At 68.6% G+C, this 15,751-nt stretch carries 15 protein-coding genes; 9 read left to right on the top strand and 6 right to left on the bottom strand.

Annotated elements, in window-relative coordinates; translation table 11 throughout:
• Positions 1-9: 9 nt before the first annotated feature.
• Complete coding sequence (locus KUG41_RS04510) at positions 10-765, top strand: glucosamine-6-phosphate deaminase (RefSeq protein ID WP_254216833.1); 756 nt, start codon at positions 10-12, stop codon at positions 763-765.
• A gap of 32 nt (positions 766-797) precedes the next feature.
• Here the strand turns inward: KUG41_RS04510 and KUG41_RS04505 are convergent, their stop codons facing one another.
• Positions 798-1,574, bottom strand: coding sequence for a YebC/PmpR family DNA-binding transcriptional regulator (locus KUG41_RS04505; RefSeq protein ID WP_216901502.1), 777 nt, complete (start codon positions 1,572-1,574; stop codon positions 798-800).
• A gap of 47 nt (positions 1,575-1,621) precedes the next feature.
• Positions 1,622-2,569: a tRNA pseudouridine(55) synthase TruB gene (truB, locus tag KUG41_RS04500; RefSeq protein ID WP_216901500.1), complete on the bottom strand. Its 948-nt coding sequence runs from the start codon at positions 2,567-2,569 to the stop codon at positions 1,622-1,624.
• A 12-nt stretch (positions 2,570-2,581) separates the two neighbouring features.
• Between truB and KUG41_RS04495 the strand changes: the two genes are divergently transcribed.
• Complete coding sequence (locus tag KUG41_RS04495) at positions 2,582-3,337, top strand: queuosine precursor transporter (protein WP_216901498.1); 756 nt, start codon at positions 2,582-2,584, stop codon at positions 3,335-3,337.
• Here KUG41_RS04495 and rpmA read toward each other — a convergent pair.
• Both rpmA and rplU read right to left on the bottom strand, forming a co-directional pair.
• Positions 3,334-3,600 carry a 50S ribosomal protein L27 gene (gene rpmA, locus KUG41_RS04490; protein WP_216901496.1) on the bottom strand — a complete coding sequence of 89 codons (267 nt, stop codon included), beginning with the start codon at positions 3,598-3,600 and terminating at the stop codon, positions 3,334-3,336. The genes KUG41_RS04495 and rpmA overlap by 4 nt on opposite strands.
• Before the next feature lie 48 nt (positions 3,601-3,648).
• Positions 3,649-4,011 (bottom strand): 50S ribosomal protein L21, encoded by a 363-nt coding sequence (gene rplU / locus KUG41_RS04485; RefSeq protein ID WP_216901494.1) that lies wholly within the window; start codon positions 4,009-4,011, stop codon positions 3,649-3,651.
• Positions 4,012-4,160: 149 nt separating this feature from the next.
• Here rplU and KUG41_RS04480 point away from each other — a divergent pair, with 149 nt between their 5' ends.
• The 3 genes from KUG41_RS04480 to kaiC all read left to right on the top strand — a co-directional run bounded on the left by KUG41_RS04480 (position 4,161) and on the right by kaiC (position 7,002).
• Entirely contained in the window at positions 4,161-4,997 is an 837-nt protein-coding gene (locus tag KUG41_RS04480) for a circadian clock protein KaiA (RefSeq protein ID WP_216901492.1), read from the top strand.
• Entirely contained in the window at positions 4,994-5,353 is a 360-nt protein-coding gene (gene kaiB / locus KUG41_RS04475; protein WP_216901490.1) for a circadian clock protein KaiB, read from the top strand. Before KUG41_RS04480 ends, kaiB begins: the two co-directional genes overlap by 4 nt.
• An 83-nt stretch (positions 5,354-5,436) precedes the next feature.
• On the top strand, positions 5,437-7,002 hold the full coding sequence (gene kaiC, locus KUG41_RS04470; protein WP_216901488.1) for a circadian clock protein KaiC: 1,566 nt from the start codon (positions 5,437-5,439) through the stop codon (positions 7,000-7,002).
• Between the two features lie 22 nt (positions 7,003-7,024).
• On the opposite strand, the gene KUG41_RS04465 is transcribed toward kaiC, so the two are convergent.
• Both KUG41_RS04465 and purD read right to left on the bottom strand, forming a co-directional pair.
• On the bottom strand, positions 7,025-9,055 hold the full coding sequence (locus KUG41_RS04465; RefSeq protein ID WP_254216832.1) for an ATP-binding protein: 2,031 nt from the start codon (positions 9,053-9,055) through the stop codon (positions 7,025-7,027).
• Entirely contained in the window at positions 9,052-10,404 is a 1,353-nt protein-coding gene (purD, locus tag KUG41_RS04460; RefSeq protein WP_216901486.1) for a phosphoribosylamine--glycine ligase, read from the bottom strand. The genes KUG41_RS04465 and purD overlap by 4 nt, the downstream gene beginning before the upstream one ends.
• Positions 10,405-10,516: 112 nt before the next feature.
• Here purD and KUG41_RS04455 point away from each other — a divergent pair, with 112 nt between their 5' ends.
• From KUG41_RS04455 to lpxC, 4 genes are read left to right on the top strand one after another with little or no spacing between them, the layout of a single operon-like run.
• On the top strand, positions 10,517-11,659 hold the full coding sequence (locus KUG41_RS04455) for a hypothetical protein (RefSeq protein WP_216901484.1): 1,143 nt from the start codon (positions 10,517-10,519) through the stop codon (positions 11,657-11,659).
• On the top strand, positions 11,659-12,417 hold the full coding sequence (purC, locus tag KUG41_RS04450; RefSeq protein ID WP_216901482.1) for a phosphoribosylaminoimidazolesuccinocarboxamide synthase: 759 nt from the start codon (positions 11,659-11,661) through the stop codon (positions 12,415-12,417). Before KUG41_RS04455 ends, purC begins: the two co-directional genes overlap by 1 nt.
• Before the next feature lie 43 nt (positions 12,418-12,460).
• Positions 12,461-14,851 (top strand): BamA/TamA family outer membrane protein, encoded by a 2,391-nt coding sequence (locus KUG41_RS04445; RefSeq protein ID WP_216901480.1) that lies wholly within the window; start codon positions 12,461-12,463, stop codon positions 14,849-14,851.
• A complete protein-coding gene (gene lpxC, locus KUG41_RS04440) occupies positions 14,851-15,723 on the top strand; it encodes a UDP-3-O-acyl-N-acetylglucosamine deacetylase (protein ID WP_216901476.1) in 873 nt (290 codons plus the stop codon). The genes KUG41_RS04445 and lpxC overlap by 1 nt, the downstream gene beginning before the upstream one ends.
• The last annotated feature ends 28 nt before the right edge of the window (positions 15,724-15,751 follow it).

The following is a 15,751-nucleotide window of genomic DNA, read 5'->3' as shown; positions in this document are numbered from 1 at the left end:
CCCTGCCGCTTGAGGCGCTCCCCAGCCCCCATCCGCCCCGTTGCGCTGGTCGATGCCGCGGCCGTGGCCGAGAGGGTGGCGTCCCTGCTGCTGGCCGATCGACTGCGGCCGGAGCGGCCCCTGGGCCTGGCCACCGGTCGCACCATGGCGCCCGTCTACGCCGCCCTGGCCCGGCGGATAGGGGCCCTCGACCCCGTCCTGGCCGCCCGGTTGCGCGACACCTGGTGCAGCTTCAACCTCGACGAGTACGTGGGACTGGAACCCCAGCATCCCGCCTCCTTCGCCGCCACCATGGCCCGGCAGGTGGTCGAGCCCCTCGGCCTGGCCCCCGACCGGGTGCGACTCCCCGACGGCCTAGCCCCTGATCCGGCTGACGAAGCGCGGCGTTATGCCGACACGGTGCACCGGGCCGGCGGCATCGGCCTGCAGCTGCTGGGCCTGGGCCTCAACGGCCATGTGGGCTTCAACGAACCTCCCTCGGACGCGGCGGTCCCCTGCCGCTGCGTGGCACTCAGCGCCCGGACCCGGGCCCAGAACGCCGTCGACTTCCACGGAGACTCCAGCGCCGTGCCGCGCCACGCCATCACCCTGGGGATGGCCGACATCCTCTCGGCCCGCCGGGTGCTGCTAGTGGTCACCGGTGCGGAGAAGGCGTCCATCCTGCGCCGCGCCCTGCGGGAGCCTCCGACACCGGAGCTGCCCGCCAGCTGGCTGCAGCGGCATCCCGCCCTGACTGTGATCGTCGACGCCGCCGCCATGGGCTGAGGGGCCCGGGGCCATCAGCAGCGGTGCAGGCTTCAGCTGAGCAGGGCCGCGTCCATCAGGGCGTCGTCCGCCTCGAGATTGGGCGTGACGCTGCGCACGTCATCGAGATCCTCCAGCACGTCGAGCATGCGCAGGCAGGCGGCCAGAACGGTGGCGTCCTCGATGCGACAGGGCAGGGAAGCGAGCCAGCGATGCTCCCAGCCCGCCACCGGCAGGCCCCGATCCCGAAGGCCATCCTGCAGCGCTTCCAGATCGGCGAAGACCCCGAACACATCGACGCCCTCGGGATCGATGGCGTAACCCAGGGCCGCCGCCCCGCCCTGTTCCTCGAGGGCCAGCAGGTTCTCCAGCAGGGTCTCCTCGTCGGCGTCCGGCAGGGCCAGCCGCACCACGGCCCGCTGGTCGAACAGGTAGCTGACGCAGCCGGTCTCGCCGAGGTTGCCGCCGTGCTTGCCGAAAGCCAGCCGCAGATCGGCGGCGGTGCGGTTGCGGTTGTCGGTGAGGGCCTCGATCAGCACCGCCACTCCCCCCGGGCCGTAGCCCTCGTAGCGCACCGCTTCGAACAGCTCCGCCCCTCCACCCCCCTGGCCGCTGCCCTTGGCGATGGCCCGGTCGATGTTGGCGTTGGGCACCCCCGCCGCCTTGGCCTTCTCGATGGCGGTGCGCAGCTGGAAATTGCCGGTCGGATCACCGCCGCCCCTTGCCGCCACGGTGATCTCCCGACCCAGACGGGTGAAGACCGCTCCCCGCTTCGCATCCACCACCGCCTTGGTGCGTTTGATCTGGGCCCATTTGCTGTGGCCGGCCATCGCGGGATCGGAAGCGGAAGCGGAAACGGAAGCGGATCGGGAGCGGTTCAGCCGGCAGCGTCAAACACCAGCCGGGGCAGGAGCAGTCCCTCGCCATCGGCACGGGCGATGCCCGCCAGATTGCCATCCGGCGTGAGCACGGCGACGGCCCCCTCGGGCAGCTGCTCCACCGTACGGGGCAGGGATCGGCCACAGCGCCAGGCCATCACCTGGTCCGGATCGAGCCGCTGGCGCGGCAGGTCCACAAGGGCCTCGAGGGGGTCGAGCACCGGAGGCAGCGGGGCGCTGGTCAGGTGCTCCAGGGGGATGGCCTGCTCGAGGTAGAAACCGAGGGCGGCGGTGCGGCGCAGGCTGGCCAGGGCGCCACCGCAGCCCAGTGCCGCGCCCAGATCCCGCGCCAGGGCCCGCACATAAGTGCCGGCGGAGCAGCGCAGCTCCAGCTCCAGGCGACCGGTGGCGGGGTTCCAGTCGAGCAGCTCCAGGGCGTGGATCACCGCCGGCCGTGGCTTCAGCTCCAGCACCTCCCCCGCCCGGACCCTGGCATGGGCCCGCCGGCCGTCCACATGCACGGCGGACACCTGGGGAGGCACCTGCAGAATCTCCCCCCGGAAGGGGGCCAGGGCCCGCTCCACCTGCTGAGACGCGAGGGCAGGCACGGGGACCTGGTCCATGACCTCCCCCTCCAGGTCGTCGGTGCTGGTGCGCAGACCCAGCTGCACCGTGCCGCGGTAGGTCTTTTCGCCGCCCAGGTAGGGCAGCAGCCGGGTGGCCGGGCCGAGGGCGATGGGCAGCACCCCGGTGACGGCCGGATCGAGGGTGCCGCCATGGCCCACCCGCCGCAGTCCGTAGGCCCGCCGCACCCGGGCGACGGCGTCGTGGGAGGTGAGGCCGGCGGGCTTGTCGAGCACCAGGAAGCCGCACAGGGGCTGCGGCAGCGGGACGTTTTCGTGGCGCGGCTGGGGGGGAGGCGGCAGCCTGGTGGAACCTTCTTCCATGCTCAGGCGCCGATGACGTTGCAGGACCGGCGCGAGGTGACCTTTCTGGTGCTGGCCGGCATCTTCCTGGGGACCATGGGGATGCTCAACATCCTGGGACTGACCCGGTTCCTGAACCTGGGCAGCATCGGCTCCTTCCCGATCATCGTGGCGGTGGGAGCCCTGCCCTATCCCGTCACGTTCCTGTGCACCGACCTGATCAGCGAGATCTGGGGCGAGCGGCGCGCCTCCCAGGTGGTGTGGGTGGGGCTGATGCTCAACGGCTGGATCGTGCTGATCCTCTGGCTGGGCGGCATCCTGCCGGGGCTCGATGGCTTCGGCGGCGCGGCGGGGCTGCCGCTCAGCACCGACGCCGAAGGGGTGCCGGTCTTCTTCGAGGTGCGCCGGCTGGCCTTCGGTGCCGTGGGGGCGTCAATGGCCGCCTACATGGCCGCCCAGTTCACCGATGTGCGCCTGTTCCATTTCTGGAAGCGCTTCAGCAACGGCAAGGCCCTGTGGCTCCGCAACAACGGCTCCACCCTGATCAGCCAGGTGGTGGACACCTCGGCGGTGGTGCTGATCAGCCACTACGCCGCCCATGTGCTGCCGATCCGTGCCGGGGAACCGGTGCTGCCCCAGCTCGGGGTCTACATCGCCAGCGGCTATGTGTTCAAGCTGCTGGCGGCCCTGGCGGACACCCTGCCTTTCTACCTGCTGGTGGGCTGGCTGAGGCGCTACCTCAAGGTGCCGGGGGACGGCACCGAATTGGCCGACGCCCCTCTGGGCTAGGCGCCGACGGCGATGTTGATGCGCTTGCGGTTGCGCAGGCCGCGCTTGATCGAGTCGAAGTTCACCACCCCGTCCACCAGGGCGAAAAGGGTGTCGTCGGAGCCTCGGCCGACGTTGATGCCGGGGATCACCGAAGTGCCGCGCTGGCGGATCAGGATCGAGCCGGCGCTGACGGTCTCACCGCCGTAGCGCTTGACGCCCAGGCGTTTGGCATTGGAATCGCGGCCGTTGCGGGTGGAACCCGTGCCTTTCTTGTGGGCCATGGGAGGAGCAGCAGGGAGTGGGAATTGAAGGATAGAGAAAGGGCCGGATCAGGCGATCGCCTTGCCGCCCACCTTGATCGCCTGAACCATCACGCGAGTGAGTTCCTGACGGTGGCCGTTCTTGCGCCGGGTCTTCTTCTTGGGACGCATCTTGTAAACGATGATCTTCTGGCCGCGGCGGTGGGCCAGCACCTTGAGCTCAACCGTGGCTCCCTCCACATAGGGCTGGCCGAGGGTGGTGCCGGAGCCGTCCTTGATCAACAGAACGTTGTCGAGCGTCACGGTGGAGTCGACGTCGGCGCTCAGCCGGTCGAGATCGACATAGCGCTCGGGCTGAAGCCAGAACTGCTGGCCGGAGGCTTCGACGATCGCGTACGGACCGGTGGTGTCGCTGGGGGTTGCTGGAGTCATCGCGCTGGGGGCGTGGCCAGGCTGGCGGCTCGAAACCGCCATTCGGCCTGGACGCACGGAATCGAAAGACAGAACAAAGATCCTCCCGTCCGGGGCTCCCTTTCGTCAAGAATCGGCCCGTCCTGGGGAGCTCCCCGCCGCAGCGGTCGATGCCCCAACCGGCTCTCACCATCGTTTCGCTCATCCGCAGTCCCGCCCTGGCGGAGTCCTGCATCCAGGGTCTGAAGGGCGGGCGCTACCGGCTCGTGCCATTGGATCCGGCAGACGATCCAGTCCGTGAACTCGAGGGTCGCCGGGAGGAGTTTGACGCCCTCCTGCTGGAGGAGGGCAGCGTGGACGCGATCCTGTTCGGCGCCCTGCAGGCGCTTGGGTTGCAGTGGCCGGCCGTGGTGATCGGGCCGGTGAGCGGCAAGGTGCTGTTTCACGATGCCGAGGTGCGCCTCCCCCCCGACCAGCTGGAGCAGCTCAGCTACAGCCTGGATGCCGCGGTGTCCCGCTTTCTGCGCCGCACCATTCGGCCACTCCCGGATGGCTGGAAACTGCCCAATCGGCTCCAGGGCCGCCTGGGTTACCTGGGCGTCTATTACAAACGGGATCCTTCGCGCTTCCTGCGCAACCTGCCAGCCGGAGAGCGCAGCGATCTGCTGGGGTCCCTCACGCGCACGTACCGCGATCTGCTGATCAGCTACTTCAAGGATCCGGCAGCGGCCAACCAGGCGATCGAAAGCTTCGTGAACACGGCTTTCTTTGCCGATCTGCCGATCACCAGAACAGTGGAGATCCACATGGTTCTGATCGAAGAAATCAGAAAACAGCTGATGCTCAAAGGCCAGAAAAATGATTTTCTACAGGACTACCGCCTGGCCCTTCTCGATGTCATGGCTCACCTCTGTGAAATGTACCGGCGTTCCGTGCCTCCCGATCTGCCCGTCGTTTCCGGAGCCCTGCCTGAGTCGCACTCTCCTTCAACCAGCCCCCTTCCATGACATTCCGCAAGACCTACATTCTCAAGCTCTACGTGGCAGGGAACACGCCCAATTCCATGCGAGCGCTTAAAACGCTGCGCGACATTCTCGAGTCGGAGTTCCGTGGCGTGTATGCCCTCAAGGTGATTGATGTGCTCAAGAATCCCCAGCTCGCTGAAGAGGACAAAATCCTGGCCACCCCCACCCTTGCCAAAATCCTGCCACCACCGGTTCGCCGCATCATCGGCGACCTCTCCGATCGGGAACGGGTGCTGATCGGATTGGATCTCCTCTATGAGGAACTGTCCGAAGATTTCGGCCTCAGTGACGACGACGAGGACGGCGCTGATGAGGCCGCCGGGCCAGGAACCTCCTGAATCTCAGGCGAATCGGCAGAGCGCCCGTATGCCGTCATCTTGCTTCCCTTCCCCATCAGCCCATTCGTCCGTCCATCCCTTCGATGCAGGATCCCACGAACTTCTCCTCCGGTGCCATCTCCCCGTCCCCAGGGGGCGGCCGGATGCAGGTGCAGAAGCTGCCCACGGGGATCGAAGGCTTTGACGACATCTGCCATGGCGGCCTGCCGATCGGCCGGTCGACCCTGATCAGTGGCACATCGGGGACCGGGAAAACCGTCTTCTCGTTGAATTTCCTCTGCAACGGCATCCGCCAGTTCAACGAACACGGGATCTTCGTCACCTTTGAGGAGTCGCCACTCGACATCGTGCGCAATGCGGCCAGCTTCGGCTGGGACCTGCAGGAAATGGTGGAGCAGGACAAGCTGTTCGTCCTGGATGCGTCCCCCGATCCCGATGGCCAGGAGGTGTCCGGCAGTTTCGATCTCTCCGGACTGATCGAGAGAATCAACTACGCGATCCGCAAATACAAGGCCAAGCGGGTGGCCATCGATTCGATCACGGCCGTCTTCCAGCAGTACGACGCGATCTCCGTGGTGCGACGGGAGATCTTCCGACTGATCGCCCGACTCAAGGAGATCGGCGTCACCACGGTGATGACCACCGAGCGGATCGAGGAGTACGGCCCCATCGCCCGCTATGGCGTCGAGGAATTCGTCTCCGACAACGTCGTGATCCTGCGCAATGTGCTGGAGGGGGAGCGGCGGCGGCGCACGGTGGAGATCCTCAAGCTCCGCGGCACCACCCACATGAAGGGGGAGTTTCCCTTCACCATGGGCAGCCACGGCATCAGCGTGTTCCCCCTCGGAGCCATGCGCCTCACCCAGCGCTCCTCAAACGTGCGCCTGAGCTCCGGCGTGGCCCGGCTGGATGAGATGTGTGGCGGCGGTTTCTTCAAGGATTCGATCATTCTCGCCACCGGCGCCACCGGCACCGGCAAGACGCTGCTGGTCAGCAAGTTCGTGGAGGATGCCTGTCGCAGCAAGGAGCGGGCGATCCTGTTCGCCTACGAGGAATCCCGCTCCCAGCTGCTGCGCAACGCCACCAGCTGGGGGATCGACTTCGAGCAGATGGAGCAGGACGGCCTGCTCAAGATCATCTGTGCCTATCCCGAATCCACGGGACTGGAAGATCACCTGCAGATCATCAAGACGGAGATCAGCGAGTTCAAGCCCTCCCGGATGGCGATCGATTCCCTCTCGGCCCTGGCCAGGGGTGTGAGCCAAAACACCTTCCGGCAGTTTGTGATCGGCGTGACGGGCTACGCCAAACAGGAGGAGATCGCAGGCTTCTTCACCAACACCTCCGAGGAGTTCATGGGCAGCCACTCGATCACTGATTCCCACATCTCCACCATCACCGACACGATCCTGATGCTGCAGTACGTGGAGATCCGCGGTGAGATGGCCCGGGCCCTGAACGTGTTCAAGATGCGCGGCTCCTGGCATGACAAGGGCATCCGGGAATTCGTGATCACCGGCAACGGCCCCGAGATCAGGGACTCCTTCGTCAATTTCGAGCGCATCATCAGCGGCGTGCCCCACCGCATCACCAGCGACGAGCGGGCCGACCTGGGGAGGATCATGCGAGGCGTGGAGGGGGACGGCTGAACCCGGAGGGCACTGGCGCGCCTCAGGCCGCGGTCACGGCCCCCCGCCGTTCCAGCTGCAGCTGGAGTTCATCACTGTCGGCATGCTCCAGGGGCAGGTCGAACCAGAAGGTGGTGCCCGCCCCCGGCTCGCTGACCATCTGGGCCAGGCTGCCGTGCTTTTCCAGGATGCCCCGCACGATCGAGAGACCCAGACCGGTGCCGGCCTCGGTGTGCACGTCGTTCTCCACCCGGAAGAAGCGCTCGAAGATGCGCGCCTGGTCGGCCTCGGAGATGCCGCAGCCGGTGTCGGAGATCTCCACCCGCAGCCGCGGCAGGGGGGAGGTGATGGCGCAGGCGGCGTGGTGGTCGCCCGGCTGGTCCATCGGTTCGAGTGGGCAGTGGTCGGGCCAGGGGTAGGCCCGCAACAGCAGCTGGCCGCCGCTGGGGGTGAACTTCAGGGCATTACCCACCAGATTGTCGAGCACCTGCAGGAGCAGGTCCCAGTTGCCCCGCACCCGGGGCAGGTGGGGGTCGGTAGCGAACACCAGGCTCACCCCCTTCTCCTCCGCATTGAGCCGGTAGGTGCGCAGAGTCTGCTCGATGGCCGGGGCCAGCTCCAGCGGCTCGAACTGCCAGACCCGGTCCGACTCCAGCCGGGAGAGGTCGAGCACATCGGTGACCAGCCTCGCCAGCCGGTCGGTTTCGGCGTTGGCGATGCTGAGGAACTCCTTCTGTTCTCCGGCGCTGAGCAGATCGCCCATGTCGTGAAGGGTCTCCACGTAGCTCTTGATGTTGCACAGGGGAGTGCGCAGCTCGTGGGACACGTTGCTGATGAAACGGCTCTGGGCCGCGTTCAGTTCCACCTCACGGGTGAGGTCCTGAATGGTCATGGCGATCCCCTTGAGGCTTTCGCCGCTGGCATCCCGCACCGACTGGAGCACGATCCGCAGGGTGCGGGGGGGTTCGCCGAAACTGCAGCGCACGTCGGTGTTGTCCCGCTCGGAGGCGATCAGGCTGTCCAGGGGTTCGTGCAGTTCCATGGCCAGCCGGTCGGGAAGCTCGGCGGCCAGCTCACTGCCCTCCAGGTTGCGGCCCTCCCAGCGGAACAGTCGCCGGGCGGTGGGGTTGGCCAGCACGATGCGGCCCTCGGCATCGAGCAGCACCGCCCCATCCGCCATGGTGGCGATCAGCGACTGCTGCTTCACCTGGGCGGCGGTGAGCTCCTCGATGTTCGCCGCCTTGTAGACCTCCAGCTGGGACGCCATGGTGTTGAAGCCGTTGAGCAGTTCTCCCAGCTCCCCGCCCACCGGCAGGGCGATGCGGGTCTCGAAGTTGCCGCCCGCGATGGAGCGCACCCCCCGCAGCAGTTCCTTCACCGGCTGGGTGATCGTGAGGGCGTTGAACACCGAGCCCAGGATCACCAGCACCCAGATGGAGATGAACACCGCCACGGTGACTTCCCGGGTGAGGGCCGCGCTGGCCAGGAGCGTCTCGTTGGGATTGATGCCCAGAGCCACCACCCCCAGGTAGCGATCGTCGCTCACCATCGGGACGAACACGTCGGTGACCTGGCCGTCGGGGGTGAGGTGCTGGCGGATCAGGGGGTTGTCGGGCCGGCGCTGGATGTCGGCGGGCAGCTCCAGGCGGCGGCTGAGCAGGCGTTCCCCCGCTCCCGCGCTGCCCCCCATGGGGATGCCCAGGTAGATCACGCCGTCGGAATCGGCGAAGAAGATGTAGCGAAGGCTGCGGCTGGACTGCCAGAAGCGTTCGGCCACCGACGCCAGCTCCCGGTCGTTGCCCTGGGCCACCAGGGGGGTGACGTTGGCCGAGAGCAGCAGGCCCAGATCGCGGGCATAGCGGGTGTCGCTCATGCGGGCATCCCGCTGGATGCCATTCAGCGCCAGGAAGGTGATGCCCGTCATCAGCAGGCTGACCACCAGGGTGGCGACCGCCAGCAGCTTCGTCTGGAGGCTGAACTCGGCCCACCAGCGCTGCAGCCGCTCCCTCCAGAGCCCCAGCGGATCGGGTGGTTGGGCCCCCCTCTGGACGGGCGTGGGGTCGAGCAGCGTCATGGGAGGGGCACCGGGAGGCGCGTACGTACCTGATGGCCGATGTCGCGACGGAAGGTCATCCCCTTGAAGGCCACCTGTCCCAGGGCGGTGTAGGCCCGCTCGAACGCCGTGTCGAAGTCATCGGCCTGGGCCACCACCGCCAGCACCCGCCCCCCGGCGGTGACCACCCGGCCGTCCTCGGCGCGGCGGCTGCCCGCATGGAAGATCTGCAGCCGGGGATCGTCCGCCAGGCCGGCATGGATCGCATCACCCCGGCGCACCTCGCCCGGGTACCCCTCGGCGGCAGCGATCACGCAGGCGCTGCAGTGGGGTTCGATCGAGAGGGGCGGAGCCTCCTCCAGCCGTCCCCGGGCGCAGGCCAGCAGCACCTGGGCCAGTTCCGGCCCCAGCAGCGGCATCAGGGTCTCGCACTCCGGATCGCCGAAACGGCAGTTGAACTCGATCACCCTCGGACCGGCCTGGGTGAGCATCAGGCCGGCGAAGATCACTCCCCGGTAGTCGATGCCCCGGTGGCGCAGGGCCGCGAGCACCGGTTCCAGCACCAGGCCCCGCACCTGCTCCAGGCCCGCCGCGTCGAGCAGCGGTGCCGGTGCGTAGGCCCCCATGCCGCCGGTGTTGGGACCGGTGTCCCCTTCACCGATGCGCTTGTGGTCCTGGGCGGGAGGAAGCAGGACCATGGAGCAGCCGTCGGTGAGAGCGAACACCGAGACCTCGGGCCCCTCGAGCCGCTCCTCCAGCACCAGGGAAGGGGCCGCCGCTTCCCCGCCGGGTCCGGTGACCGGGAAGCGGCCGGCGAACACCTCCTCGATGGCCTCGCGGCACTGCTCGAGGCTCTCGGCCACCGTGACGCCCTTGCCGGCCGCCAGGCCATCGGCCTTCACCACCAGAGGCCGGCCGTGGTGCTCCAGGGCCGCCAGTGCCTGCTGCCGATCCGTTGCCGACCAGTACGCCGCCGTCGGGACCCCCGCCGCCGCCATCAGCTCCTTGGCCCAGCGCTTGCTGGCCTCCAGCAGGGCGCCATCGGCCCCTGGGCCGAAGACCGCCAGGCCCTCCGCCCGCAGCCGGTCGGCGAGTCCGGCGGCCAGGGGTGCCTCCGGTCCCACCACCACCAGATCGATGCTCCGGTCGCGGCAGGCGGCGGCCAGGGCGACGTGGTCGCCTTCGGCGATGGCCAGCTGGCCGCAGCCGGGCAGATCGGCGGTGCCGCCGTTGCCGGGAGCCACCAGCACCTGCTCGACCCCAGGACAGCGCGCCAGAGCCCAGCCCAGGGCGTTCTCACGGCCACCGCCACCCACCACCAGGATCCGGGTCGGAGTCGGGGAAGCATCGGAGACGGTGGACGACACCATGGGGATGGATGGAGGGCGTGACGGGGTGGATCGGTGGGGGCAGCTCCCCTAGGTTGAGCGCCGGCACGGGTGCTGCACCGGTTGCCCTCACCTGCCTTGCTGCTCCGCACCTTTGTCATTCTCCTCGACCGCCGCCTCAACCGCCGCCCCACCCCTGGGTGCCGGCCCGGAGACCGGCCGGCACCGGCGGCGGCGGACCCGGTGGCGGCTCGGGAGTGGACGGCTGGCGGGCCTGGTCGCCCTGGCCGCCCTGGCGGGGCTGTCGCCGGCGCCTGCCAGGGCGGCCCCGGCGGCAGCGGCCACCCTCGACTCCCCTGCCCCCGGCGAATCCGCCGCCCCCACAGCGCCCGAAGCCACGGATCAGCCGCCGCCCCTGCTGAGCGAGGAGGCCTTCGCCGAGGTGCTGCTACAGGGCGATCTGGAGCAGCTTGATGGGGCCTGTCGCCAGAGCGCCGACGCCGACCTGGGTGAACGCCTGCGCCTGCTGCAGCAGCGGCTGCTGACCATCCATCCGGCCCCCCAGCCGCTGGCGGTGGTGCTGGCCAACGCCGATGTGCTGCTCAGCTGCCGTGCCCCCAGCGAAGCGATGAACGTGCTCAACCGCTACGGCCCGGCCGCCGGTGCCGAGCGGGTGCAGTGGTTGCAGTTGCAGTGGCGGGCCGCTTCGGCGGGCCTCGATCACCGGCGGGCGGCCCTGGCCCTGGAGCGGTTGCAGCGGGAGGGAGCCAGTCCCCTCGATCAGCTCGCCCTGCCCCTGCAGCGCCGGGAGGACGGCACGCTGATCAGCCGCTCGGCCCTGGAACTGCTGGCCACCCACCTGGAATCCAGGGGATTCCCCAGGGTCGCCGGAGAGCTGCTGGTCCAGGCCCGGCGGCCTGGCCTGGCGGGGGCCGAGCGCCTGCAGCAGGCCGTGGGTCTGCTGGCGGAACTGCCCGCTCCGGAGCGGGAGGCCCTGCTGGAGACGGCCCTGGAGCAGGCGGCGGCGGTCGGAGCCTGGGGGCTGGTGGCGGAACTCCTCGACACCCAGGCCGCCCTGCCCTCCGAGCGGGCCCTGGAGCGGCGTCTGCGGCTCAGCGGCCGCATCGATGATGCCTACGGGGAATGGCGCTGGCGCCGCCTGGATCCGGCGTCGGCCCCCCGTGTGCGCCAGCTGGAGATCCAGCTGCGCTCGCCCCGCGACCCCGGCGGCCATGCGGCCGATCAGCCGGCGACGGATCCGATCCCGACCCAGCCCACGACACCGCCACCTTCCTGATGAGCCTGTCCCCTGCCACCGGCCCGCTGCTCTACGAGGGCAAGGCGAAGCGGGTCTATGCCACCGACCGGGAGGATGTGGTGGCGGTGGAATACAAGGACGACGCCACGGCCTTCAATGCCCTCAAGAAAGCCCAGCTGCTGGGCAAGGGGGCGATGAACTGCCGCATCTCCGCCCTGCTGTTCGAGCATCTGGAACAGCTGGGAGTTCCCACCCACTACCGGGGCCTGTACAGCGACCACTGGATGATGGTGCGGCCGGTGCGGGTGGTGCCGGTGGAGGTGGTGGTGCGCAACCTGGCGGCCGGATCCCTCTGCCGTCAGATGCCGATCGCTGCGGGCACGCCGCTGGAGCCTCCCCTGCTCGACCTCTATTACAAGGACGATGCCCTGGGGGACCCCCTGCTCAGCGAAGCCAGGCTGGATCGACTCGGTGTGGTGACCCCCGCCCAGCTGGAGGCGATCAGGAATCTGGCCTTCCGGGTCAACGACGGTCTGCGGGCCCTGTTCGGCCCTGTGGGGCTGGAACTGGTGGATTTCAAGATCGAGCTGGGCTTCACCGCCACCGGCGAACTGGTGGTGGCCGACGAGATCAGTCCCGACACCTGCCGCCTCTGGGACAGGGCGGTGGCGGACGCTCAGGACAGGATTCTGGACAAGGATCGCTTCCGCCAGGACCTGGGCGGGGTGGTGGAAGCCTACGGGGAGGTCCTCAAACGGGTCCAAGGGGTCTGTCCTGAACCACGGGTCTACCGGTAAGGTCAGCGCACTTTGCGGCCAGGCCGCTCTGCAGACGACATCCATGATTGGCGTTCGCCTCGGCAGGCCCCACACGCTTCGAAGCGTCACGCCCTGGGCCGCGAGGGCCTCCCTGCCGCTCCTCGGAGTCCTGTGGCTGGCGGGCGCGGGCGCCCCAGCCGCCGCCGCGGAGAGCCCCCCCGACGCCCGGGATGGGCAGCCCGCTCCGGCTTCGCTGGCCCAGGCCGGCGCCGACCCCTTCGCCGAACCCGCCGAAACCGCCCCATCCACGCCGGAGGCCGGCCCGGCGGAACCGGCCACTCCCGCCACCCCGGCGGCCCCTTCCACCCCGAACACCCCGGCCGCCAGCGACGACCGACCCGGGAAACCCTCCCTGAGCCCGACCGACACCCCGGCGGCGGACGCCGAGCCCAGGGTGCTGATCAGCGAGGTGGTGATCGAAGGCCTGGCCGACCATCCGGAACGCGAACGCCTGGAGCTCGCCGCCTATGCCGCCATGGCGGTGACCCCGGGCAATGCGATCACCCGCAGCGAGCTGGAGACCGACCTGCAGGCCATCTACGCCACAGGCTGGTTCTCCGATGTGCGTATCCAGCCCCAGGACGGCCCTCTGGGGGTGCGTCTGGTGGTCGCGGTAGTGCCCAACCCGGTGCTCACCAAGGTGAGCCTCGATCCAGCCGACGCCAAGCTGCCCCCCTCGGTGGTGGAGGACACCTTTGCCGGTGATTACGGCAAGACCCTGAACCTGGTCACCCTTCAGACCCGCATGCAGGGCCTGCAGAAGTGGTATGCCGATCAGGGCTTTTCCCTGGCCAGGGTCTCCGGCCCGTCCCGGATCAGTCCCGAAGGGGACGTGCAGCTGCTCGTCCGCCAGGGCACGGTGAAGGGCGTGGAGGTGCAGTTCCTCAACAAGGAGGGATCAGCCAGCAACGACAAGGGGCAGCCGATCAAGGGCAAGACCAAGGAATGGGTGATCACCCGCGAGATCTCGATCAAGTCCGGTGAGGTGTTCAACCGCCGCAACCTGGAGGACGATCTCAAGCGCCTCTACGGCACGGGCCTGTTCAGCGATGTGAAGGTGACCCTGCGACCGGAACCGGAGGATCCCGGTGCGGTGGTGATCGTGCTGGGGGTGGTGGAGCAGTCGACCGGCTCGCTCTCCGGTGGCCTGGGCTACAGCCAGAGCCAGGGGGTCTTCGGCCAGATCCAGCTGCAGGACAGCAACCTGTTCGGCCGGGCCTGGGATCTGTCCACCAGCTTCACCTACGGCCAGTTCGGCGGCCTGGCCGACATCTCCTTCAGCGATCCCTGGATCAAGGGGGACCCCTACCGCACGGCCTTCCGCCTGCGGGCCTTCATCAGCCGGGATGCTCCCCAGGTGTTCCAGAGCCAGAACGGCGGCAACATCTTCACCGTTTCCGACTTCTACGAGGCTCCCGGCACCTCGGTGGCCTACAACATCGACTCATCGTCGAATCCCCTCGATAACGACTTCTCTTCGGTGACGGCGGCGCGAAACGCCGCTGAGAACAATGGCCAGGATCTGAGCTGGTTCAACTACGACGGCAACAGTGTGCTGATCCAGCGCGTCGGTGCCAACGTCCAGTTCGTGCGGCCCCTCAATGGAGGCAATCCGTTCAAGCGGGCTCCCTGGAGCGTCCTGGTGGGCCTCACCGGCCAGGTGGCCACCCCCATGGACTTCTCCGGTGCCACCCGCCGCTTCGGTGTGGCCGTCCCGGAAAACGCCAACGACCTGGATTCCGTCCCCAACGATTCGGTCGTCTGCCTGGCCTACAACTGCGCCACCCGCAACCAGCTGCTGGGTCTGCGGCTGGCCGCCACGATGAACACCCTCAACGACCCCCGCAACCCGACCCAGGGCAACTTCTTCAGCATCAGCACCGAGCAGTTCCTCTCCGTCGGCCCGGATTCGCCCACCTTCAACCGCGTGCGGACCAGCTTCACCCATTACATCCCGGTGCGCTGGCTGAAGTTCTACAAGGGGTGCCGACCCAAGGCCGGTGAGACGGAGGACTGCAAGCAGGCCCTGGCCTTCCAGGTTTCGGCCGGCACGAACATCGGCCAGCTGCCGCCCTATGAGGCCTTCTGCCTGGGCGGCGGCAATTCGGTGCGGGGCTACTTCGACTGCGATCTGGGTGTGGGCCGCAGCTTCGGTGAGGCCACGATCGAGTATCGCTTCCCCCTGTTCAGCATCATCAGCGGGGAACTGTTCATCGATGGCGGCACCACCTTCGGCACCCAGGCGAGCGTGCCGGGGAACCTCGGCGGCCTGCTTGGCAAACCCGGCTCCGGCTTCTCCGTCGGCACCGGTCTGATCGTGACCACGCCGGTGGGTCCCCTGCGCCTGGAGGTGGCCAGCCAGGACTTCACCGGCGAGTGGCGCTTCAATCTGGGCGTGGGCTGGAAGTTCTAGTGACGATCTGGCCCAGCGACTACCGCCAGGCCTGGACCCTGGCCTCCTCGGTGGAGCGCGAAGGCGTCGGTCTGCACAGCGGCGCCGTCTCCCGCCTCCGCCTGGGGCCCTCGGAGCGGCCGGGGTACTGGCTGGGCTGGCTGGATGCCCCGGAACGCCCCCTGCAGCGACTCGGGCCCTCCCTGGTGAACGACACCCGCCTTTGCACCTGTCTGCAGCTGGGGGATCGCCGGCTGGCGACGGTGGAGCATCTGCTGGCCGCCCTGGCGGGCACCGGGGTGAGCCAGGCGGAGCTGCTGGTGGAGGGAGAGGAGGTCCCCCTGCTCGACGGCTCCGCCCTGCCCTGGGTGGAGGCGATCGGCGAGGCGGGCCTGCAGGAGCGGGGGGAGCGTCAGGAACCCGCCCTGCCCCCCCTGCCCCTCACCCTGCAGCAGGGATCGGGCTTCGTGGTGGTCGTGCCGAATGACCGGCTGCGCCTGACCGCGGCGATCGACTTTCCCCAGGCCGCCATCGGCCGCCAGCTGTTCAGCCTCGATCTCACTCCGGAGCGCTTCGTGGCGGAGATCGCCCCGGCCCGGACCTTCGGTTTCCGGGAGCAGGTGGACCAGCTGCTCGCCGCCGGGCTGATCCGCGGCGGCGCCCTCGACAATGCCCTGGTGTGCGACGGCGACCGCTGGGTGAATCCCCCCCTGCGCTACGGCGACGAACCGGTGCGCCATAAGCTGCTTGACCTGCTGGGAGATCTGGCGCTGGTGGGCCTGCCGAGGGCCCATGTCTTCGCTTACCGGGGGTCCCACGGCCTGCATACCGCCATGGCCGCGGCCCTGGCGGTCCAGGCCCCTCTTCCGCCCGTACCCGTACCGATCCACTGAATTCCTTGACCGTTCTTCCCCCCTCCGC

The sequence above is a fragment of the Synechococcus sp. CCY 9618 genome (assembly GCF_019038415.1).
In the GTDB taxonomy this organism is placed as follows: Bacteria; Cyanobacteriota; Cyanobacteriia; order PCC-6307; family Cyanobiaceae; genus Cyanobium.
Note: the sequence above shows the minus strand (reverse complement) of the source record. Positions and strands in the feature narration are given on the sequence as shown.